1 protein-coding gene is annotated in these 954 nt (G+C 65.0%); it reads left to right on the top strand.

What is annotated here, in order from left to right; all coding sequences use genetic code 11:
* Positions 1–31 precede the first annotated feature (31 nt).
* Positions 32–748 (top strand): SDR family oxidoreductase, encoded by a 717-nt coding sequence (locus ABD332_RS59885; RefSeq protein WP_344516100.1) that lies wholly within the window; start codon positions 32–34, stop codon positions 746–748.
* The last annotated feature ends 206 nt before the right edge of the window (positions 749–954 follow it).

Here is a 954-nt window from a genome sequence, read left to right as displayed (position 1 = left end):
TCTGATTGTCGCTACGGCTGGAGGTGGACGCATGCGTCGGGTACTGGTTACGAACGTCACTCAGTACGCTGGGCCTGGCACTGTCCCGGTGTTGCTTCGAGCTGGGTTTCGGGTTGTTTGCCATGATCCGTCGTTCGCTGACGGGGCGGTCCGTACGCGGTATGCGGCCGCCTATCCGGGCGTGGACTGCCTCGATGCGAGGGATCCCGAGGAGATCTTCGGTGTGGCGGGCGATGCCGTTGATGTCGTGGTCTGCAATGACGTGTTTCCGATCACGCGCAACGCGATCGAGGACGTTGCGGTGGAGGACCTGCGGGCGACGTTTGAGGCCGTGCTGGTGTTCCCGTTCCGGTTGACGCAGCTGTACCTGCCGGCGATGAAGCAGCGTGGGAGCGGCACGTTCGTCTTCATCACGTCGGCCCGCCCGCGGAGGCCTGAGCCGGGCTTTGCGACACCGACCGCGATCCGAGCCGGCACGACTGCCTTCGCGCTGGCGCTTGCCAAGGAGGCCGCCGCGTACGGTATTCAGGTCAACGTGGTCGCCCCGAACTATCTCTACAGCGAGTTGTACTACCCGCGGGCTGCGTTCGTCGATGATCCAGCCGGCCGTGAGGCCATCGCTGCGACGGTGCCGGCGGGCCGGCTCGGCGAACCCGAAGAGATAGGCGAGCTCGTCAGCTTCCTCGCCTCCGGGCGTTCGACATTCACCACAGGCGAGGTCATCGGCTTCACCGGCGGCTGGCCGTAAACCGTTGTGTCCCACGCCTGAACGCCGATGGGAGGTCCTGCCAGGACCACACGACACTTCGGTTCGTGACGAAGCAAGTGTCAAGGGCGAGGAACACTTCGTGGATGCCGTCGCGGCGAGCCCACGCCTTCTTCCACCACCGCACCAACGAGCAGAATCTCACCATCGCCGCATCCAACGCGACCTCGGCTACCGTAGCCCTGAGG

The organism is Dactylosporangium maewongense (assembly GCF_039531485.1).
Classification (GTDB): Bacteria; Actinomycetota; Actinomycetes; order Mycobacteriales; family Micromonosporaceae; genus Dactylosporangium; species Dactylosporangium maewongense.
The sequence above is the reverse complement of the archived record's forward strand: the minus strand, read 5'-3'. Positions and strand labels throughout refer to the sequence as shown.